Raw genomic sequence first — 21,599 nt, 5'->3', positions numbered from 1 at the left:
GAAGAAGAAGGATTTAGTTATCGTCGGGAGATAACGAAGAAGCAATCGATCGCATGGGGAAAGTGCAATGCCAGAAAGTCCTAAACATCGGGCGCGGTTGCTATATTGTTTAGATGGGCAGGGAAACGGAAACTATTGTTTCTTGCTGCGGCAAACTTTCTATTTTAAATTGTCCTCCGTGCAATTCTGCGAGGCGTTGGACGATGGCCAGGCCCAATCCCAAACCTGCTTGTTGGTAAAGTTTGCGATCGAACTGCCTGTAAGCTTCTAGCTGTGCAATCTGATCGGGAGTCATGCCGCGGCCTTGGTCTTTGACAGACAGAATAAAAGTCTGATTTTCCACGAAAGTGCTGAATAAAATCGGTGTTCCTTCTAAAGAAAATTTAAAGGCATTGTCCAGCAGTTCCTCAACAATTTTTGTGAGTCTCATTGAATCAATAGCCACAGACGCATCCTGCAAGTTTAATTGTAAATCGTCTGTTCTATTCACCTGTTTCGCTTGCTGACGCGCTTTTTCGCTCAACAAAGATTTTACGCAGCTAAATTCGCTGTTGCGCATCTCAAGAAGCAGTTCGGGATTTGTGGCTGCCATCTCCAGTTCTGCATAGAGCAAAAAGTTCTGAATCAGCCGATACAAGCGATGACCGGAAGTGTTTATTTGACCGATCATATCTAATATATCTGATTCTTCCAAAACGTGATATTCTGATAAAATTAGCTCCGAAAAACCCAGAATGGCATTCAAAGGAGTCCGCAATTCGTGGGGGATCGACATACTAATATTAGTGCGCAATTCGTCTAGCTTTTTTTGCGATTGCCTGCTAATTGTTTTCTGTTTTTCAAGTCTAATAGCAATTGCTTTGAGCAGTTCTTGCGGCGTACAAGGCTTAGTAATGTAATCGTCTGCTCCTAGTTCCATGCCCGTGCGAATGTCACTTTTATCGGCTTTTGCTGTGAGGAAAATAAACGGAATTGTGGCAGTTAAGGGTTCGGAACGCAAAGCTTTTAGGACGCCGTGACCGTCCACTTCTGGCATCATCATGTCGCACAAAATTAAATCGGGGATTTGTGCGATCGCCAGTTTGATGCCGACTTTGCCGTTAATCGCTCCAATTCCTTCAAAATTCTCGGCTTCCAGCAACTCTAAAATATTTTCTCTAATCGATTCTTCGTCTTCTATTACCAAAATCTTAGCCACGGTGATTGCTCCTTTTAGTTATTAGTTGGGTGAAAAATCTGTCTTTTTACACTTGACACTCTTCTTTTTTTATGCACTTAATTGCTCCTTAAGCGGCGGATGTTTATAGTGGATAATTGAGTTGTTAAGCTGTGCATTTAAATTGTATATTTTAATTCCCTATTAAAACTCGTCAACTCCTCTCCCCCTCTCCCTCTCTCCCCCTCTCCCTCTCTCCCCCTCTCCCCCGATCCCCATCGGGCCCTTCTCCTCCGCGCCGCAGCTTATGGGCTAGCGCAAATTAAAGGTAAGGTAATAGTGAAAGTTGTGCCTTTTCCTTCTTGAGAGTCGATCGCCAGTTTGCCGCCGTGCAGTTCCACAGCCCGTTTCACAATTGCTAAACCGAGACCAGTTCCCGAAATATTGCCGACATTTGTCGCTCGGTAAAAAGTTTCTAATATCCGCTCTAAATCGGCTTGGGGAATCCCGATACCCCGGTCTTGAACTTGGAAAACAGCTTCTCGGTTTTGACAGTTGAGCTGCAAGGAAACTGTACTGCCGGCGGGGGAATATTTGAGGGCATTTGAGAGGACGTTTCCCAACATTTGCCGCAACAGTTTTTCATCCATTTGAGCGTCGCAGTTGCCGCCTTCATGTTGAAAGGCGATCGGGTGTTGGTTGCTGTCGTTGAGCTGCTGTTCTTCTACCAGTTGACGGCAAAATTTTTCGAGGTTTAAGGAAACGGGTTGAAACGGTAAGGTATTTGCTTCTATTTTGCCAATTACGAGGATATCTTCTAATAACTCTGTCATGCGTTTGATGGCTAATTGAATCCGCACAAAATGAGTTGATTTTTTTTCTTCGGACCACTGAGCACTGTAATCTTGCAGCAATCCAGCCGAAAATTGGATGGTTGTCAAGGGGGTGCGGAACTCGTGGGAAACCATTGTGACAAATTTAGCTCGCAGTTCTGAAAGTTCTTTTTCTCGTGCGAGTGCTTTGAGAGTTTCGGCTTCGGCGCGTTTGCGATCGCTAATGTCGCGGGCTTCAGCAATCAGCAGCAAAACTTGTCCAGTCTCATTTTTAACAGGTTTCAGTGAGAAATCAACTGTCACAATTTGGCCGAAGCGGCCTAACAAGTCGATTTCGCTGCGGAAAAACTCGCCGCGGCTGGCTTTGGCGATCGCGAATTGCAATTGTTCGGAAAAATTTCGGGACTGAGGCCAAATCGCCATTTGCCAAATCGGGCGACCGACTATATCCTCCGATCGCAATCCTGCAAAATCCAGGGCTGTCTCGTTCACTTCCAGCACGACTCCTTCGGGAGTCAGCAGCTTGGTGAGTTGAAACGAAGAGTCAAAAATCGCCCGAAAACGCCGCTCGCTTTCCCGCAGCATTTGAAATGTTTGGGATCGTTCGATCGCGTAGCGGATCGTCCGCACTAATAATGCAGTAGTAATGTGACCTTTAACAATGTAATCTTGAGCTCCCAACCGAACTGATTCCAGGGCGATCGCCTCATCATCCAAGCCGGTCATTACCACCATTGCTGTATCGGGGGCAACTTCTCGCAGGCGAGTTAGGGTTTCCAAACCGCGGCTGTCGGGCAAAGAAAGGTCGAGCAAAACTACATCAAAGGGTTGTTTGCACAGTTGTGCGATCGCCTCGTGCAGGAACTCAACAGACACCAGTTCCCACTGGACGCCCGCAGATACTTCTAACAGTTCTGCAAGCAAATCAGCATCAGCGGGATTGTCTTCTACTAACAGAATCTTAATCCACATAGCTTAGAGGTTTTTGACTGTAACATTTTCAGTATCAATCTCAGCTTAAACTTTTTTGCTTTCCCGTGCCAAATTTAACTTGACAATTATTATTTTGGGAACAGTCAGTCGATTTGAGATTTTCCATTTTTCGATTTTAGATTTACTTGCAGCGCCGTGAATCTCGGAGCTTGGACAGGAGTCTAAAATTTGGGGCTGGTGGCGGCTCGTGTCGGGGGCTGGTATCCGTTTTTGGGAGCTTTCACCACCGCCCGCCAAAAATATTCAATCAATTAATAATTTACAGGAAGTTGGACGACTGCAAGCCAGAATTCCTCAATTAACCTGACTACTTTAGTAAATTCTACAAAGTCTACAGGCTTGGTTATGTAACAGTTGGCATGGAGCGAGTAGGACTTGACAATATCCTCGGGAGCTGCTGAAGTGCTGAGAATCACTACAGGAATTAATTTTAACTTCTGGTCATTTTTAATTTCTTCTAGCACTTCAACACCGCTTTTTTTCGGCAAGTTCAAATCGAGCAAAATCAAATCGGGACGGGGTACGCCCAGATAGGGTGCTTTTTTGCGTAAAAACTTGATTGCTTCGACTCCATCCTCCACAAAATGCAAGTTATTCAATATTTTACCCTGACCGAGGGCTTCTATTGCCAAATCGGCATCGCTGGGAGAATCCTCAATCAGCAGAATTTCTACGGGTCTAACAGTGCTTCGATCGCTCATAACCGACGTATCCTTTTGATTATAGGAAAAAAATTGAAGTTGGAGCCTTCAGCTACTAATTATAGGAATAGTGAAGTAAAAAGTCGCTCCTTTTCCCTCCTGAGATTCCACCCAGATGCGCCCGCCGTGGCGTTCCACAATGCGCTTGCACATCGCCAAACCTATGCCAGTACCGGAATATTGGCGGCGTCCGTGCAGGCGCCCAAAAATGATAAAAATGCGATCGGCATACTCGGGAGCGATGCCAATGCCGTTATCGCGGACGGACAACACCCATTCGCTCTCTTGCCTGCGGGCAGCAATATGAATGAACGGGATATCTTGGCGGCAAAATTTGATGCCGTTGGCGATCAAATTTTGGAATAATTGCACCAGTTGAGATTCATCTGCCATCACGGTTGGCATCGCGTCGCAGGTGATGACAGCTTTTGTTTCGGCGATCGCAATTTGCAAATTGCACAAACTTTGCTGCACTGCTGCGTTGCAGTCGGCTGGCTCAAACTCCTGGCCCCTCGTTCCCAGTCGCGAATACGCCAACAAATCGTTAATTAACTGCTGCATTCTGGTGGCGCCATCGACAATATAATTAATATACTTATCGGCGCGATCGTCCAAATTTCCTTGATAGCGCTGGGCCAGCAATTGAGTGTAACTCGTAACTGCTCGGAGCGGTTCTTGCAAATCGTGGGAAGCCACATAAGCAAATTGTTCTAATTCCTCGTTAGAACGCTTCAAATCTTCTGTAAGTTGCAGCATTTGCTGCTCTGCTTCTTTGCGGTCTGTAATGTTGTAAACCAAGGCACAACAAGACACCATATTCCCCAGCTCTTCGTCGAATACTGGACTGACAGAAATATAAGTCCAAACATCTTGACCGTCCTTGCTTTTTAGTTTAAATTCCTTTTGTTGGGAAAGCCGCCGCAAGCGCCGATCGACATTATCCTGTGTTGGCAGTTTTTCCCCTGCATCCATGAAATAAAAAAGCGACCGCCCGAACATTTCTAATTCACTATAGCCGAGCATTCGCGCCATTGCGTGGTTGACGTAAGTCGTGAGGGCATTGCTGTCAATTACCCAAATACCTTCTTCTGCTAATTCAACTATTTGCCTGTACTTAAATTCGCTTTCCTGCAAAGCCGTTTCAGTTAGTTTGCGCTCGGTGATATCTTTCATAAAACAGTGGTGGCCGTTAAATATCCCTTGGGCATCGCAAGCTTTTACCATCGTTATTTGCTTGTAAAAAAACGAGCCATTTTTCCGCACGCCTCTAGCTTCTACTTCTACTTGGCCAGAAATTAGCATTTCCTGATAAGCACAGATCAGCATCTCAACATCGCCCGGATGTACGGTGAGCGGCCATTCCATGCCGACCATTTCTTCCGGTTCGTAACCGCAGGTATGAGCGTAAGCTCGGTTAACATTAACGTAGCGTCCCTCAATGTCCAGTCGCGAAATGCCTTCCACGGCATTTTGCAGGGCAATGGTGAGGTCGCGCAAATCTTTTTCAGCTTGTTTGCGATCGCTAATATCCTGACCGACACCCAAAAAACCGTTAATATTTCCGTTGCTGTCAAATAAAGCAGTCACCGACAGCAGTACCGGAAACCGCGAACCATCTTTGCGAATGTAAGTCCATTCATTTTCATCAGCGATTCCCCGGCACGGCAAGGCAACAAAAACCTCAAATCCCGGCTCTATTTTTACTCCCAATTCTTGAGAAAGAACTTCAGCTCTTTTAGCGATTTCCAGAGGCTCGTGAATTATTGCTAGCGTGACTTTCCCCACCACTTCTTGGGGGGAATAACCTAAAAGTTGCTCTGCGGCCCGATTAAAGGTTTTAATTGTACCGTCGGGTTCTGTAGAAATAATTGTGTATTTAGCGCTGTTAAGAATTGCATTTTGCAGTTGCGTCAATTCCAACAAAGCGAGCGCAATCTTTTCTCGGTAGGCTATTTCTTGTTGCAATTTGTGGTTAGAAATTTCAATTTGAGCAGTGCGCTTAGCAACTCGACGCTCCAGAGTTTCATTGAGCCGTCGATTTTCCTCTTCGACCTGCTTGCGTTCTGTAATATCAGTAATAGTACCCACATAACTTTTAATCTCGCCATTTTCTCCGATTTGACCGACAGCTTGACCGACTACCCACCTCACCTGAGCGTTATCAATATCTTGAAAACGGTACTCAGATTTAAACGGCAACTTCTCCTGCGTAGCGCGAGCCCATTGGGCAAAAACGCGCTGGCGGTCGTCAGCATGAATGCTTTGCACCCAGCCTTTGCCCAAAGCTTCGTCGCAGGTAATTCCCGCAATTTCACACCAGCGTTCGTTGACGTACAAACAGTCTCCTGAAGCGTCAGTATAAAATATTCCGACAGGCGAAACTTCAGTTAAAGTTTGATAGCGAGCGTCAATTTCTCGACGTTCGGCGATTTCTTTTTGGAGTATGCGATCGATCATCCCTAATTGAGTTGGACTGAGGAGAGTTAATGCTTGGGGAACTAAAGGAATTAATGCAAAAGCGGTGTAAGCAGAAATCGCAGCGGTAATAATTTTCTGACAGCCAGAAACCCAATAAACAGGATGCCAAAGCGTCCAAACTTCCATTATATGAGTAGTGCCGCAGGAGATAATAAAGGCTGCAAACAGCCAAAAGATGTTGCGAAAGGGCAAGTCTTTTCGGTGACCGATAAAATAAATTAGCGATAGCGGTATTGAATAGTAGGCCAGGGCAATTATCGAGTCTGACACTATGTGGAGCGCGACGAGCTCTCGCTGCCAAAGGTAACAGTGACCGTGAGGAATGTAATTCCCAATGAATAAGAGGTTATTTAAAACAGTCCACATGATAAGGGAAGGGGTAATTGGGAATGGGGAATCGGTAATGGCATTGGTGTAAACTTAAGCTTAAAAACCCTTATATCTCTCGTTCACAATCGAGGCCCGCTCCCCCTAAATCCCCCTTAATAAGGGGGACGCAAGAGAGCTTTTCTCCTTTTTGAAGGGAGACTTTGAACACTCTTGTCCCCCCCTTAAAAAGGGGGGTTAGGGGGGATCTAGGCCTAATCGTCAAATAGTAGATCGGCAGTATATTTAACGTTAAGTTGACACGGCTTTGGGTAATGGGTAACGGGGAATTTAACCCAATAACTTATAACTTATCTCAAATTTCTGAAATATACAGAAGACCGGGCGAATGGAATTCGCACGCCAAACAAACGAAACCCGCCTGGTGCGGGTTGAAGTTTTATCTTCTCCTTCTTCTTTCTTCTCTGGCGACGATAACTCAAGCCTTCTTCTATCAATCCGTTACATCCGTTACAGAATCCGTTGCCGAACTTCCTTCACCTATAAAAAATGGGGCGAGCCCGAAGCCCGCCCCACCAAAAATTATGCTGCTGCTATTGATTAGCCCAACAGCGCCTGAGCCTTAGCTACTACATTATCAACAGTATAGCCAAACTTTTCTAAAGCAACGGGGCCCGGTGCAGAAGCGCCGAATCTGTCGATGCTGAGGCTGTCGCCTTCGGAGCCCAAATAACGTCCCCAGCCGAAGCTAGAAGCTGCTTCAACTGCCAACCGCTTGGTAACAGCTTTCGGCAGTACAGATTCGCGGTAAGCGGCATCTTGCAAGTCGAACAATTCCCAGCAAGGCATCGAAACGACGCGCACTTTATTACCTGCGGCGCGCAATTTTTCAGCGGCATCAACGCAGAGGTATGTTTCGCCGCCGGTGCCGATTAAAATGATGTCGGGTGTGCCGCCGTCGTCGGACAAAATGTAAGCACCTTTGGCTGTTCCTTCGATCGAGCTTCCGGCCAAATTAGGCAGATTTTGGCGCGACAGAGCCATTAAAGTCGGGCGTTTGCGGCTTTCAACTGCCACTTTGTAAGCGCCGGATGTTTCGTTGCCGTCTGCTGGGCGCATTACCAACAAATCGGGAATGACGCGCAGAGAAGCGATGGTTTCAACAGGTTGGTGAGTCGGGCCATCTTCGCCCAAGGCTACCGAGTCGTGAGTCATTACATAAATAACTCCAGCTTCCGAGAGTGCAGACAGGCGAATTGCGCCGCGCATATAGTCAGCAAATACCAAGAATGTTGCGCAGTAAGGTATTAAGCCACCGTGCAGAACCATACCGTTGGCGATCGCGCCCATGCCGTGTTCCCGCACGCCAAACCGCAGGTTGCGTCCTTCGTATTGACCTTTTTGGAAATCTTTTTCACCCTTGAGCAAAGTCATGTTAGAAGATGCCAAGTCAGCGGAACCGCCGATCAATTCAGGTAGGACAGCAGCCAAAGCATTCAAACATTTTCCAGAATGATTCCGAGTCGAATCTGCCTTATCTTCCGGGTTGTAAGTAGGCAAAACTTGATCCCAACCTTCAGGAAGTTTGCCCGCAACGGTGCGATCGTATTCTGCTGCTTCTGCAGGATATGCTGCTTTATAAGCATCAAAAGCTTTCTGCCATTCTTGCTCAGCTTGAGCGCCTTTATCTACTGCTTTGCGGAAGTGTGACAAAGCATCATCAGGAATCTCAAACGGTGCGTGTTCCCACTTCAAGAAATCGCGAGTTGCTTTCACTTCATCGGTACCCAAAGCAGCACCGTGAGAACTGTAAGAATTGCGCTTGTTGGGAGAACCGTAACCAATGATGGTGCGGACTTTAATCATGGACGGTTTGTCCGTGACTTTTTTCGCTTCTTCAATAGCTTTGTGAACTGCTTCTAGGTTAGTATCTTCGTCTAGAGCGGTATTGTCTACTGTAATAACGTGCCAGTTGTAAGCTTCAAAACGCTTGCCGACATCTTCAGTAAAGGCCAAGCTAGTGTCGCCTTCAATGGAAATGTGATTGTCATCGTAGAGGGCAATTAATTTGCCGAGTCCGAGGTGTCCGGCCAAGGAACAAGCTTCGCCTGAAATGCCTTCCATGTGGCAGCCGTCACCCATGATGACATAGGTGTAGTGGTCAACAATGGTGTGGTCGGGCTTGTTAAACTTGGCAGCGAGGTGAGCTTCTGCCATTGCCAAACCGACGGCGTTAGCAATGCCTTGTCCCAGGGGGCCGGTGGTAACTTCTACGCCTTCGGTGACGAAGTTTTCCGGGTGTCCGGGGGTTTTGGATTCCCACTGACGGAATTGCTTGATGTCGTCGAGGGTGACGCTATCGTAGCCGGTCAAGTACATGAGGGCGTACTGCAGCATACAGCCGTGGCCGGCGGAGAGGACGAAGCGATCGCGGTTGAACCACTTGGGGTTTTTCGGGTTGAACCGCATGAACCGATCCCACAGCACGAAGGCCATAGGAGCAGCGCCCATCGGCAGTCCCGGGTGTCCTGATTTTGCTTTTTCTACCGCATCGATGGCGAGAAAGCGGATAGAGTTGATGCAGAGTTCTTCGAGTGATTGGGTTGCAACAGCCATAATTCTGGTTTTTATATGTAGGAGAGAGAGTGTGATATCATGTCCGGTCAATTGACCATAATTCCTGTAGGGGCGGGTTCACCAATAATCCATCCCGGAAAACCAGAGTTTTAGTAAACCCGCCCCGACGCAAATATTATGGTCGATCGACCGGACATGATATGTGTGGTCGATTCTGGCAGAGGTGCGATGAGCCGAGTTCGCTACGCTTCTCTGCTGTTCAGTTTCTGTGGAACTGCCGTGAGGCTGCACTACATATCATCTCACCACTTGCGATCGACAGACAACTTAATTTTTTAATGTTTCGGTCGCTTTGTGCAGTCGATAACAATTTGCGATCGGAGATATTTCTGGGTGAGTTGGCAGTTGGCAGTTGGCAGTTGTCAGTTGGCAGTTACCAGATTTTAGTCAACAGTCAAGGCAGGCCCGACGATCGCAAGTGTACCTTGGTTGTTTGAAAAATTCATCTGTGTTGCCCAGTTATGATAAAGTCTAGTGTTTCTCACATTTTGCAGCTTGGTGACGAACAGGCAAGATGCCTGCCCCACCCCAAGTGAATTTTCTGGTGGGGTGGGCAGGCTAGCCCGCCCGGAGCGCCAGCACGAGAATAGTGCAAGATGTAAGATATTGGTAATTTTAATCAGGCAATAAGTAATGACTCTGAGTGAAGCCGAAGTCCGCAGTCAAAAAGTAGAGGAACTGCGATCGCAAGGCATAGAACCGTATCCCAGTCAATCCTACGCGCGATCGCACACAGCCCAACAAGTTCGCGAAATATTTAGTCAGCCGGGAAAAGAACTCGAAAACGGAGAAAGCGACCCCGAAGAAATTCCCCTGCGATTAGCCGGCCGGATTATTTCCAAGCGCGACAGCGGCAAAATTGGTTTCATCGATTTAAAAGACGCCACAGACAAAATTCAACTCAAAATCGAGAAAGCAATCGTCACGGGTGAAGTCGGTTTGAGCTTTGAACAAATTAAAAAATTGCTCGATGTCGGCGATTTTGTCGGCGTCGAAGGCATCGGCTGCCGCACGCCCCGGGGAGAACTATCAATTTTAGTGCGGGAATTCACGCTTTTATCAAAAGCTACGATCCAATTTCCCGATGCTTATTACGGCATTAACGATCCCGAAGTTTGCCGCCGCCACCGCGAAATGGATTTGGCTAGCAACCAAGATGCGCTCAACCGTTTCATGCTGCGCAGCCGCATCGTCCAAAGCATCCGTTCCTATCTCTGGAAAGCCGATTTTTACGAAATAGAAACGCCGACTCTGCAAGCTATTTACGGCGGTGCTGCTGCTAAGCCGTTCATTACGCACCACAATGCTTTAGAAATAGATTTGTATTTGCGAGTAGCACCGGAACTGTTCTTGAAAAGAGCAATTTGCGGCGGTTTCGAGCGAGTATTTGAACTGGGTAAAGCCTTTAGAAATGAAGGCATTGACAGCACGCACAATCCCGAGTTTACCTCTTTAGAAGTTTACCAAGCTTATGCAGATGTGTTCGACATTTTAACCGTTGTCGAAGATGTGATGTGTTTCGCGGCGGCGGCTGTCTTTGGGGATGTCCGGGAAATTGAAAATCAGGGGGAAACTATTAGTTTAGAGCGCAAGTTCGACTACAGCGAAAAATATCCCGGTTTTAGCGGCAAACACTGGCAAGTTAAAACGATGGTGGAAGCTGTCAGAGATGAGTTTGGGCTGGATTTTGACGGTTTGGACTTAGAAAGTGCGATCGCCGCTGCAACCAAACTAGAACTGCACCTGTCCAAGTTAGAACAACAAAGTTTGGGCTACGTCCTCTACGCGGTTTTTGACAAATTAGTTGTCCCCAAACTAATTCAACCGACATTCATCATCGACTATCCCGTCGAAGTCAGTCCCTTAGCCAAAGGACACCGCAGCAAACCCGGATTTGTCGAGCGTTTCGAGCTGTTTATCAACGGCACGGAATACTCGAACGGCTTCTCAGAATTGAACGATCCGAAAGAGCAGAGAAAGAGGTTTGAGGAACAGCTAGCCCAGAAAAACGCAGGCGACGACGAAGCGCATCCAATGGATGAAGACTTTATCCAAGCGCTATCTTTGGGAATGCCTAACTGTGCGGGAATGGGCATCGGTGTAGACAGATTGGTGATGCTTTTAACTAACACTCAAAGCATCCGAGATGCCGTGATGTTTCCGACAATGCGGCCAGTCAAAGATTAGTAAAATCTTGTAGGGGCGGGTTCACCAATCACATTTGATTCTCACAAATAACCTAAATAAACCCGCCCCACCACCACAGACAACCTACATCAACATTGATTTTTATTAAACGCGGAAATTGTGCATTTCGATTGCTGGTTGGGTGGGGGCGGGTTTATTTAGATTGTCAATTATTGACGAATATGGTTGGTGAAAGGGCCCCTACAATTCGGGTGAAAATGTGCATCCGAGATGCAGTGTTCCGACAATGCGGCCAGTCAAAGATTAGTAAAATCTTGTAGGGGCGGGTTAACCAATCACTTTTGATTCCCATAAATAACCTATATAAACCGGCCCCATCACCACAGACAACCTAGATCAACCTTGATGTTTATTTAAGGCATAAATTGTGAATTTAGATCGCGGCAAAGGAGTGAGTTCGCAACAGAGTTCAAAAATGAGTTCAAAAAACTGGTGTGATTCAGCCATACTGGAATGATAAACTAGATTTAGGCAACAGTGCCATGCAGGAGAACTCTGATGGAAGAACTGCACCAACCAGGAAATATCATTGCCGAAAGGTATCGCATCATAGATACATTGGGACAAGGTGGCAACGGCATCGATGCAGGGGTGGATAGTTGATATCGTTTTGCATTCGCAACGATTACATTGGACATTGCCTAACTTGAGAACTCCCGAACAATGTGAGCGATGGAGCGGTTTAATGCCGTTGATGAGTTGGCAACTCAGGCTGTCGGATTTAGCGGTCGAAAATCGACTTGCCCCTTGGCAATCTGCTACTATCAATTTAACCCCTGCACCTGTTGCCCAATCCATGTTTTCGGTTTTGGTTGAGATTGGTACGTAAGGCTCAACTGCCTAAAGTAGCGGGGAAAATCCCGCCCGCTGGGAAAAAGGAAAGGCACGTACACTCGGCACCGTGTTATCCCACCGTTAAAAAACGGGTTTCTCGACCAAAAAAGTCTTCAAAATTAGCTGTTTAATCTTATCCTTCTTGAGTTTGTGAGCAACAGCTTGCCTTCTATTAAAAGGCAGCTACTTTTAGCTGCGACCATTTTTTTAGTCTAAACTCCAGTCTCTAAAGCAGTGAATCAAAAGTTTTCTTCGTGAGTAAAAAGAGAATTTGGCAACTATTTAAATGAAAACCGCTTTCGCGTCGCGAGCCAGGAGGTAATATCAAAACTCAGGAATATAGGTTATTATGAGCGATCGAGAAACCCTTATATTTTTTTCTGGGGCTGTACAGTGCCTAATCGCATTCCTTTAATATCTCTGGTGCTCGCACTCGGTTTGTGGACAATGCCCAAGCCTGTTGCCTGTCAGGCACTCCTGCCTTACACCCTGCAAATCGACTCGGCCGGACTCGAACAGACAGCCTTGAGCCTTGCAGAACGAGCCGTCCAGCTAGCCAGACTCCAGCAGTACGAACTCGCGGTTCCCAGTGCCGAACTCGCCACACAGTTAGCCCCCAAGAATGCTCAAACTTGGACTTTGTTAGGCAGCTTGTACCTTCAACTCGAGCAGTTTGACAAAGGCATTGAAGCTTTGGGGCAAGCTCAATCTCTGGCACCAGAAAATCCCTCAATTAAATTTGTCTTGGGAGAAGCTCACTTTCGGAAAGCGAACTACGAGAAAGCAGCCGAATACTTGCAAGCTGGGTTGAAAATAAAACCAGACACTCCGGGCGCATTATTTGATTTAGGTAACGCTTTTTACAAGCTCAAGCGGTTCGATCGGGCGATCGCCCAATATGAAAAAGCCTTTGCTTTAGAAAAAAACCTCTGGCCTGCTATCAACAATATCGGATTAGTCAAATACGAAATGGGAGATGTCGATAGCGCCATCAAACGCTGGGAACAAGCGATCGCGATCGACAACAAAGCAGCAGAACCAATGCTAGCTCTAGCAGTAGCGCTCTACACCAAAGGCGACAAAGAAAAAGGTTTAGCCATGGGAGAAGCAGCGCTGAAATTAGACAAACGCTATGCCACTGTAACTTTTCTTAAAGAAAACCTCTGGGGCGATCGCTTGATCGCAGCCACCCAAAACTTCCTAGCCACCCCCCAAATTAAAGCAGCACTCACCAAAATTCAAGAGGCCCCACCATCTCCCGAGACATCGCCCTAAGGGGGAGAGTGTTCGAGGGGGAGAGGGGGAGAGGGGGAGAGTGTTCGAGGGGAGAGGGTCCGATGGGCAGAGGATTTTTGATCGATTCTGGAAATATACAATTTAAATGCACAACAGCTTAATCAGCCCAATTCACCTATGACATCCACGACGCTCGCCCCCCTAAGCTGGACACAACTAGAGACACTCACAGACTTTCAAGTCGATACCGTCAACGGGCCAACCAACTCTCAAGCCCGCTTGCGTCTCTTCGGACAGCCCGAATCCCATGTGAGAGTCACACTGTACCGCGATAATCATGCCTGGTGTCCGTATTGCCAGAAAATCTGGTTGTGGTTGGAAGAAAAACAAATTCCCTATCGCATTGACAAAGTTACCATGTTCTGCTATGGGGAAAAGGAAAACTGGTACAAGCGCAAAGTGCGATCGGGAATGCTACCGGCGATCGAGCTAGACGGCCGCATCATTACCGAAAGCGATGATATCTTAATCGCCCTAGAACGAGTCTTCGGCCCCTTGGGTTTGGGCATGGAAAACCCCCAAGTCCTACCCCTGCGGCGGCTAGAGCGACTGCTGTTTAGAGCTTGGTGCTCTTGGCTGTGCTACCCGGCGAGTTCAGCCGCAGTAGAACAACACAACCGCAAGCAATTTATCAGCGTCGTCGCCGAGGTGGAAGCAGCACTCAGCAGAACCCCCGGGCCTTATTTCCTCGATGAGTTTGGCACCGCCGATGTAATTTTTACGCCCTACGTCGAACGGATGAATGCCAGTCTTTACTACTACAAGGGATATTCCATGCGGGAAGAAAACCCGCGCTTTGCTGACTGGTTTGCGGGAATGGAAAGTCGCCCCACCTATCGCGGCACTCAAAGCGACTTCCACACCCACGTCCACGATCTACCCCCTCAGATGGGCGGCTGCTATGAAAACGGCGAACCCCAGATGTTACTCAACAAAGCCCGCGTGGATAATGGCCCTTGGGCCGGACTCCCGGATGTGATGTATCCAGAACCGGAAACCTCCCGCGCTGAAGCACTCCACCGCGTCATCAAGCACCGCCACAACATCATTCGAGTCAACCCTGCTGATGGCAATTTATTCGATGAAGCGCTGCGCTGTGCTTTAACTTTGATGATGACCGGTCAAGTTTGTAGTCCACCCCCTGGCTCTGATTCGGCCCTGCGATATTTGCGCGATCGGGTAAATGTCCCCCGAGATATGTCAATCTACGCGGCCAAGCGGCTGAGGGAAAGCTTGGAGGAAACTGCCGCCCTCGTGGGTGACGGCCAAGGCGCTCCCATTCCCGTGAAGCATCGGCGGGATCAAGATCCGGCTAACTTTGTGTAGGGGGCGCGAAATTAGCGTTGCTGCTGCTCTACTTCATCAGCTTGCAATCTGGCCGATATTTCTGCTACCATTGGTAGTATTACAAGTAGCATAAATAGTGTCTATGAAAGTATCTATCTCTTTGCCAGATGAGTTAGTGCGTTACATTGACCAGCGTGTAGAAAATCGCAGTCGGTTAATTGAGGTTTTATTGCAAGCATGGCGCAAACAACAAGAACAGCAGGCAATGGTAGAAGCCTGTTTATTACTGGATGAACTGAGCGATGAATTAACCGATGAGGATGAAGCATGGCAGCAAGCAGCGATTACCGACTGGGAAGCATCTGGCTTGTAACTTTCGATCCGTCAGTTGGTACAGAAATCCGCAAGACTCGACCAGCGGTAATTATTTCAGGAACTGCTTTTAATCAACGCAGCAAGGTCACTGTTCTACCCATCACTTCTGCTGTTCCCAACGAGGGTTTACGAGCTGTTGTTTGGCCTGTGATTCCTTCGACTCTAAATGGTCTGAGTACCGATAGTTTTATCGTGTGTGTCGATCCGATGACGTTTGATAAACGCAGACTTGTGCGCTGTCTTGGGCAATTGGAGTTGCAACAAATCTCCGAAATTCAACTGATTTTGGCTCGATATTTAGAACTTTAAGAGTGCCACTGAAATTAACCCTGAGTAGTAGCGGTATAGCGATCGCTTATTCCTTGGAGTGTCATATTTTCTTGTATAGCATCATGGGGAATCAATACATATTGCCAAGATTTACCACCGTGATTGAGCATATAATCTGAAGCATTTTGACACCATTGAACAGCCACATCTTTCTTAGCAAAGACTTGAGGATTGTCAATTTCATTTCGAGCTTTGGGTTCAAGCATATAGATAATTTTTTCAGTTTCAGCGACAAAATCTGGCTGATATTCTAGATAATTACCGTGCCATTTGTAATAAAGCTGAAATTGTCCTTTCGCAGGTTTAAACCATTTGATTGCATCCCGTTCTAAAATCAGTGCTAGTATTCTTTCTGCTTCCGATTGAAATTTCTGTTCTCGATAGAGGCATTTGGAGAAGCCTGTAAACAGATATTTGGACATATTGCTTTTGTCTGGTGGCGAAGATTGATAATCAAGGCAATTCTTAGCACTTGTGGTGTAGGCGCTATCTTTTAGGGCTGTAAAACCTTTACTGATTTTGACCTCATAACCTGTTGTTTCTTCCCAGAAATGTGCTTGCATTTGGCTGTGGACAAAATTGGCAATTTCCCTTTTGTAATAGCGTAAAAGTTTGTGTGTATCTCCTTCGGATAAGTAGGTCATAAAATGACTGAGAACTTGACCCGCAAGGTCATAGAGTAAATCAGCGTGTTCGTCATAGGCAATATCATCGAAGTTGACTAAATTTTTGACAATATAGTTTTCTAGCCGTGATTCTTCAAAGTTTTCTTTGCTAATTTCCATAAATTCAACTTCATTCGTTGTTAGCGATTGAATATGTAATTCTTCCTGGGAGGGAACGGGATAATTTAAGCCAGTGATATCTAGGGCAAAAGACTTGAAACCCGATCGCGCTTCCCCTTTAGGAATCACAAGAATCTTAGGAATATTGATGGTTTGCTGGATCACTAAATTTGTTGTTTTCGCAACGATCGCTTCAATATCTGGAGGTGCTATTATACCTTGAAGTTCCATTTGTGCGGGTTGATATTCTCTAGCTACGGCTTCGCGCACCCTTCCCTGAACTTTTGGGGATGCGAGATGCGCGGTGGTTGGGACTTCTTCGGGGCGGCTTTCAAGCTTTAGGATTTCTTGGTATGTAAGCTCTACAATTTTTTGTTCTATAGGTGATTGAAATAGGGATTGTTGAATACTTTGGGGTTCGGTTTCAGGTAAATTATCAGGTAAATTAATGGGCTGTTCGGGGTGAAGTCCTAGATTTTGGGCTAGTTGCGATCGCGAAATTACTGTTTGTGTCTTTTGCTGTAAGTCTTCATCTGTAAGGATAATTTGTTTCAGACGGATTTGAGATTCTGGGCGCTTTGCTTCATCGACAATTTCTTGGAATTTGTCATGGGCGACGATATTTAGGCGATCGACAATTTCTACACCTGTACGCATTCCATAGGGCAAACGCAAGCCCCTTCCGATGGATTGCTCGATCAGGATTTTAGAATTTGCGGCTCTCAGAGGGACAATTGTATAGAGGTTGGTGACATCCCAACCTTCTTTGAGCATATTTACATGGATAACTATTTCAGTAGGTTCATCGGTATGTTCTACCTTGAGCAATCGCTCTACCATTTCATCTTCTTGAGCGCCCGTTTTACTAGAATCAACTTGAATAACTTTATGTTTATAATTCCCTTCGGAAAATTCATCGGATTGAATGATCTCCATGAGTTTGGATGCGTGCCTAGTGTCACGGGCAATCACTAACATAAAGGGTTTAACAATTTGTTTTCCAGTTTGAATAGCATAGGTTTCTAATTCAGCTTTAATATTTTCATGGAGATAGATGCCGTCTTCTAGTTTAAGACGCTCGATCGCTTCTGGTGACATGGCCCTAGAGTTAAAGTCTTTGCGGGTAACGACTGCTGGATCTTTAACAAATCCATCAGTTATGGCACGTCCGAGGGGATAGTCATAGATGACATTTTTGAAAGCTACTGAACCTTTATTGGTTTCGATAAAGGGTGTGGCAGTAAGTTCTAGCCCTATTAATGGTTTTAATTCATTAATAGCGCGAACTCCTGCTGATGCGCGATATCGGTGCGATTCATCCATGAGAATTACGAGGTCTTTTAATTGAGACAGGTAATCAAAATAGCTTTCGCCAATAAATTCAGATAGTCGTTTGATTTTGGGGCTTTTGCCTCCGCGTACTTCCGAGTTAATTTTTGATATATTGAAGATGTTGATTCTGCAACGGGAAAAATCAGTGATGGTAGATGACTTTTCGTAATTATCTCCCGTAATGATTTCTGGGACATCGATCGCAAATTCAGATATCCCCGTAAATACATATTTTGAGGTATTGGGCGTAAAGTCGGTAATCAGTTTGTTATAAATGGTTAGGTTTGGGGCAAGGATAAAGAAGTTTTTAATGTTATATGCTAGGTATAAGTAACTGATAAATGCGCCCATGAGTCGAGTTTTACCAACACCTGTGGCTAGGGCAAAACATAGGGATGGAAAGTCGCGCTCGAAGTCAGTAAACGTTGGGAATTCTTTTTTGATGGCGACTAAACTTGTTTCTCTATCTGTGATGTCTGGGATGGATAAGAGTTCACAAATGCGATCGATAATTTCTAATGATTGGCGCTGGGGATGGCGCAGACTGAGACGATTAGAAATATTATTAACAAGTTTATTTATCATAGGTATCCATGTCAAATAGTGAGAGTTGTCCGAACTTGGGAGGTGCTTTTGGCAAGTTTTCAATTTTTAGGCTGTAATCATCATGTCCCCATTCACACCGTGAAAGGATTTGTTTAGGAATTTTTTTAACGGTGAGGTTTGGGAATATGTCGGTTTGGCCTTGAAAGGCGGTACATAAAACAAGTAGGGTGCGCTCTTGTCCTACTTCATCTGCAAGTTTAGATAGTTGTTCGTGACTAAAATTTTGGGTGGTGACATAGATAAAATCGCTTTCGGTGGAATAGCCATGTTGCCAATAGAAGGTGTCTGATGGTGCGTAGGTGAAACCTTCAATTTTGCAGAGTGCTTCGGCAAGCATCGCGGCGTTATAGGTTTTGTTGATAACCCAATTATCCCATTTATCTTTTTCTAGTAGGGATGGTGCAAGTTGATAGTACCGAAACCCACCGCCACCTTTCCAGTTAAATGCTTTAGTAATTCCCCCTTGGTCTTCGCCATCAATTAGTTTTTTTAGTCGGGGAATAATATGGGTATGACAATGTTCGCCGAGTTCAATCATAATCCATCGTCTTCCCATTTTCTGCGCGACTGCGCCTGTTGTTCCCGAACCTGCAAAGGAATCAAGAACAATATCTTTGGGATTAGTGGCAAGTTGAAGAATACGTTCTAGTAGCTTTTCAGGTTTAGGAGTTGAAAAGGGTTCTTGTGCATTAAGTTGCAACTGCTCTCGTTTAGCATCTTGATTATGACCCACTTCTTCCCATGTCCATATTGTTTGTGGTACTCCTCCTTTGTCAGAAACCGCACTTAATAATCTCTTGAAGCGAGGTACAGAGTTCTTTCCTTCTACTCCCCAATACACTAAGCCCTGTTGTTCATTATCTTCATGTCTCTCGCGTGAATATCTCCATACTGCCGTTTTCTTAGGGAGAATAATTTCACCAGTATTTGGATTAGTGATTGGATAGTATAGATTAGGACGCTCATCAATAGATTTGTTACAAGTATAATTGTCTGATTGCCAAGCACCACGAGGATCGTTATCAGGATTTTTGTATGCTGAGTTTGATTTTTCAGTTCGAGGAAGTCTATTAGGTTTCCAAGAGGTTTTAACTTTCGCATAAACTAAAATATGATCGTGATCGTTACTGAACCATAGTGCATCATTCGATGCCGCATACTTCTTCTGCCAGACTACATTCGCCACAAAATTTACGCGCCCAAAAATCTCGTCACACATCACTTTTAAATAATGCGCTTCATTATCATCAATCGTAATCCAGAGCGAGCCATCTTCTGATAATAAACGTCGAATAATCTCTAAACGATCGCGCATTAAACCAAGCCAGATAGAATGTTCAATTCCATCATCGTAATGTTCAAAAGCTGAACCCGTATTATATGGCGGATCGATAAAAATACACTTAACTTTTCCTGCAAACTCTGACTCCAAAGCCTTGAGAGCCAACAAATTATCCCCAAAAATTAAGCGATTATCAAAAATATCATTTTCACTCACCTGATGCGCCGCATGATAAGATATTTCTGGATCTTCCAGCAAAATTCGCGGCTCCAGCTTGGGGCGAATATCCTTACCAATCCAGGTTAATTCTAGTTTCTGCTTCTTATTCATCATTAATATCTATCTCAAAAGTTAAACTGTAGGTATATTCGGATTTTCAGCCTGAGCATCCCTGCGATCTAACTCCTGCATCACCTCACTCGTTAAAGGCTTAACATCTGTGATATTCCTAAAAATAGCAAGATATCCCTTATTGTCACTAGCAAATCGAGATTCAGCAACAGTGTAAACAACCTCAGCAAGCTCTAAGCCAATTCGTGAAAGTTGCATTTTATCATCCTCAGACAAAGAAACTTCATGCTTATTCAGCAAAGGTTTATAACGTCTTGCAAGAATATCCAGAATAAAAAATCTACCGTGCTTATAAAACTTTTTTTGTTGATTTGTTGCAGCCTTTTCTGAAGCCGAAAAAATTTCATCCAGATATTGAAATATTCGCACATAACGACAAAGCGTAACTCCTGAAATTCCATCATTAAACAGTATAACATAATAATGCTTATAAAGCTGACTAATTTCTCTTTTTGCTGCAACCAATATTTCCGTATTACCGCTAAAACAAGCAAGGGCAACTGCCGCTTGTTCAATCGTAATTGCATCCTGATTCCGCTCCGCCGATGGTCGATATTCATAAACAATATTCGATACCATACATTCCTGTCGCAAACGTTCTTGATTGGAATCTAACGCAGCAAAATAAACATCGCGCACAGCATTTTGCGTATTTCTTGCCCCAGTAATCTTTTCGCCAATATTATCAGTTTCCGTCCCCACTTCAATAATTGTAACTAATAACTTGGCATCAGCAGATATTGAACCATTAGCATTATAAACAGAAGCGATAGCCCCCACAGTTTGCGCCCCATTTACGACGGAAAAACCTTTTAAAGTAAATGGAGTTGATTTTTGACCGTGACCAGATGGTAGACTAATTGCTGAACAAGTAATCGTCAGACCATTGTTGAGATAAAACAGTTCAGATGGTTGCTTTTTGACAGTTTCTGCGATCGCTAAGTTAACATCCTTCGTACCCAGGTAATAACGGATATTTTTCTCAAAAAGCGACTTATTATGCTGTTGATATAAAGATGCAAGTTCAGAAGCCTTAACCAATCCATAAAATGCCCTACGCGGCCGATCTAAACAATGCCAGTTTTCCAAAGTTAAGACTACATCAACAGGGGCTATCGCTTGTTTGGCTGTCAACCAACCATGTGTTATGCCAATATTTAGATCTTGCCATTCAAAACGTTGAGCGAACTGATTCAGTTCAGTTTCTAACTGATTAAGATCCGCAATCACATGAGAACTCAGGCTTTCATCAAGATATATATTACAGCCAATTATTTTTACCCCGTTAGTATTTAAAGCATCTTCAACATCTTGCTGCAACCGCGCAAAGCCATCATTGAATTTCTGAAAACGTTGATGGACAATATCTCTAATCCCATCACAAAATTTTTTATTATCACCCATATTTGGAGCATTACCCGCCTTAGCCTGCACCAACAAAAGCAAATTTTTCATCCGGTAGAAATAAATGGCATCAATCCCATTGTCATTTTCCCCATTGATAATTGAGTTAGCCGCTTGAGCAGGGGTAATGTCAGCAAGATTGGCGATGATCGCAAATGCAGCCAAAGAACGACTCAATCGATTTTTTTCATGTTGCTCTGGTGTCCAGTTCCTCTGAATCTGCGGGGTCATTGGAAAATAATCCTGCTTTAGCGCCTCAAGAACTTGAGTTTTTTGCGAATTTAAAATTTGATTTTTATTCATTGTTTGGACTGTAATACTCTTTTAAAATATACTATCAGTTTTTGTGATTAAAAAATGCGACTATTAAAACGATCGCACTAC

Annotated in this window: 16 protein-coding genes; 8 read left to right on the top strand and 8 right to left on the bottom strand. The window is 45.1% G+C overall.

All coding sequences use genetic code 11. From position 1 onward, the window contains the following. Positions 1 to 109: 109 nt before the first annotated feature. The 4 genes from QUB63_RS15170 to QUB63_RS15155 all read right to left on the bottom strand — a co-directional run bounded on the left by QUB63_RS15170 (position 110) and on the right by QUB63_RS15155 (position 6,527). Positions 110 to 1,198: a hybrid sensor histidine kinase/response regulator gene (locus QUB63_RS15170; RefSeq protein ID WP_332946083.1), complete on the bottom strand. Its 1,089-nt coding sequence runs from the start codon at positions 1,196 to 1,198 to the stop codon at positions 110 to 112. A gap of 263 nt (positions 1,199 to 1,461) precedes the next feature. Beyond that, entirely contained in the window at positions 1,462 to 2,961 is a 1,500-nt protein-coding gene (locus QUB63_RS15165; RefSeq protein WP_332946082.1) for a sensor histidine kinase, read from the bottom strand. Between the two features lie 272 nt (positions 2,962 to 3,233). After that, complete coding sequence (locus QUB63_RS15160) at positions 3,234 to 3,683, bottom strand: response regulator (RefSeq protein WP_332946081.1); 450 nt, start codon at positions 3,681 to 3,683, stop codon at positions 3,234 to 3,236. A 48-nt stretch (positions 3,684 to 3,731) separates the two neighbouring features. After that, positions 3,732 to 6,527, bottom strand: a complete 2,796-nt coding sequence (locus QUB63_RS15155; protein ID WP_442921793.1) for a PAS domain-containing sensor histidine kinase — start codon at positions 6,525 to 6,527, stop codon at positions 3,732 to 3,734. Positions 6,528 to 6,876: 349 nt separating this feature from the next. Between QUB63_RS15155 and QUB63_RS15150 the strand changes: the two genes are divergently transcribed. After that, entirely contained in the window at positions 6,877 to 7,092 is a 216-nt protein-coding gene (locus tag QUB63_RS15150; protein ID WP_332946079.1) for a hypothetical protein, read from the top strand. On the opposite strand, the gene tkt is transcribed toward QUB63_RS15150, so the two are convergent. After that, positions 7,089 to 9,104 (bottom strand): transketolase, encoded by a 2,016-nt coding sequence (gene tkt, locus QUB63_RS15145; RefSeq protein WP_332946078.1) that lies wholly within the window; start codon positions 9,102 to 9,104, stop codon positions 7,089 to 7,091. The genes QUB63_RS15150 and tkt overlap by 4 nt on opposite strands. Before the next feature lie 138 nt (positions 9,105 to 9,242). Here tkt and QUB63_RS15140 point away from each other — a divergent pair, with 138 nt between their 5' ends. From QUB63_RS15140 to QUB63_RS15110, 7 genes are all read left to right on the top strand, one after another. After that, the gene (locus QUB63_RS15140; protein ID WP_332946077.1) at positions 9,243 to 9,404 is read left to right on the top strand and encodes a hypothetical protein; all 162 of its coding nucleotides are present in this window, start codon (positions 9,243 to 9,245) and stop codon (positions 9,402 to 9,404) included. Continuing rightward, positions 9,404 to 9,562, top strand: a complete 159-nt coding sequence (locus QUB63_RS15135; protein ID WP_332946076.1) for a hypothetical protein — start codon at positions 9,404 to 9,406, stop codon at positions 9,560 to 9,562. The genes QUB63_RS15140 and QUB63_RS15135 overlap by 1 nt, the downstream gene beginning before the upstream one ends. Positions 9,563 to 9,758: 196 nt before the next feature. Beyond that, positions 9,759 to 11,312, top strand: a complete 1,554-nt coding sequence (lysS, locus tag QUB63_RS15130; RefSeq protein WP_332946075.1) for a lysine--tRNA ligase — start codon at positions 9,759 to 9,761, stop codon at positions 11,310 to 11,312. A 1,248-nt stretch (positions 11,313 to 12,560) separates the two neighbouring features. Further along, positions 12,561 to 13,442, top strand: coding sequence for a tetratricopeptide repeat protein (locus QUB63_RS15125; RefSeq protein ID WP_332946074.1), 882 nt, complete (start codon positions 12,561 to 12,563; stop codon positions 13,440 to 13,442). Positions 13,443 to 13,580: 138 nt separating this feature from the next. Next, a complete protein-coding gene (locus QUB63_RS15120; RefSeq protein ID WP_332946073.1) occupies positions 13,581 to 14,789 on the top strand; it encodes a glutathione S-transferase family protein in 1,209 nt (402 codons plus the stop codon). Between the two features lie 103 nt (positions 14,790 to 14,892). Then, positions 14,893 to 15,123, top strand: a complete 231-nt coding sequence (locus QUB63_RS15115; protein ID WP_332946072.1) for a ribbon-helix-helix domain-containing protein — start codon at positions 14,893 to 14,895, stop codon at positions 15,121 to 15,123. Further along, positions 15,078 to 15,434 carry a type II toxin-antitoxin system PemK/MazF family toxin gene (locus tag QUB63_RS15110; RefSeq protein WP_332946071.1) on the top strand — a complete coding sequence of 119 codons (357 nt, stop codon included), beginning with the start codon at positions 15,078 to 15,080 and terminating at the stop codon, positions 15,432 to 15,434. The genes QUB63_RS15115 and QUB63_RS15110 overlap by 46 nt, the downstream gene beginning before the upstream one ends. A 14-nt stretch (positions 15,435 to 15,448) precedes the next feature. Here the strand turns inward: QUB63_RS15110 and QUB63_RS15105 are convergent, their stop codons facing one another. From QUB63_RS15105 to QUB63_RS15095, 3 genes are read right to left on the bottom strand one after another with little or no spacing between them, the layout of a single operon-like run. After that, positions 15,449 to 18,157, bottom strand: coding sequence for a DEAD/DEAH box helicase (locus QUB63_RS15105; protein ID WP_332946070.1), 2,709 nt, complete (start codon positions 18,155 to 18,157; stop codon positions 15,449 to 15,451). After that, on the bottom strand, positions 18,147 to 19,793 hold the full coding sequence (locus tag QUB63_RS15100) for a site-specific DNA-methyltransferase (RefSeq protein WP_332946069.1): 1,647 nt from the start codon (positions 19,791 to 19,793) through the stop codon (positions 18,147 to 18,149). Before QUB63_RS15100 ends, QUB63_RS15105 begins: the two co-directional genes overlap by 11 nt. 18 nt (positions 19,794 to 19,811) lie before the next feature. Next, the gene (locus QUB63_RS15095) at positions 19,812 to 21,518 is read right to left on the bottom strand and encodes an AIPR family protein (RefSeq protein WP_332946068.1); all 1,707 of its coding nucleotides are present in this window, start codon (positions 21,516 to 21,518) and stop codon (positions 19,812 to 19,814) included. Positions 21,519 to 21,599: the final 81 nt, after the last annotated feature.

Source organism: Microcoleus sp. ARI1-B5, assembly GCF_036705795.1.
GTDB lineage: Bacteria > Cyanobacteriota > Cyanobacteriia > Cyanobacteriales > Microcoleaceae > Microcoleus.
Note: the sequence above shows the minus strand (reverse complement) of the source record. Positions and strands in the feature narration are given on the sequence as shown.